The organism is Mesorhizobium sp. 128a (genome assembly GCF_053848025.1).
In genome coordinates, this window is sequence record NZ_JBSPKY010000104.1 from 1 (window position 1) to 382 (window position 382).

1 pseudogene is annotated in these 382 nt (G+C 67.0%); it reads left to right on the top strand.

What is annotated here, in order from left to right:
• A pseudogene (locus tag ACWTU9_RS33265) lies at positions 1–378 on the top strand (FAD binding domain-containing protein); the annotation flags it as partial.
• Positions 379–382 lie beyond the last annotated feature (4 nt).

Genomic DNA, 382 nt, shown 5'->3' on the forward strand with positions numbered 1-382 from the left:
GCCAAGCGGGACGGCAGCCGCTCCATTGTCACGTCGGTCAGTTTCGCACTGCCAAAGGCCGACGGCTTCCGGTTTCTGAAAGTGTCGCGGGTCAAGCCCAAAGGCGTCTCGGTGCTGAGCATCGCAGCCGTTCTGGAACAGGCTGCCGACGGCACCGTGTCCTCGGCGTGGATCGCGCTTGGCTGCATGGCCGACCGGCCGGTGCGGGCCAAGGCGGCGGAAAAGGCGCTCGAGGGAAAGAAACTCGACCAGAACGGCATCGCTGCAGCGCTGGCCGCCGCCACCGAGGGCATCGCGCCGATCACCGACCCGATCGCCAGCGCCTGGTACCGCGCTGAAGTCCTGCCGGTCCATCTCGGCCGGCTTCTGCTGACCTGAAATC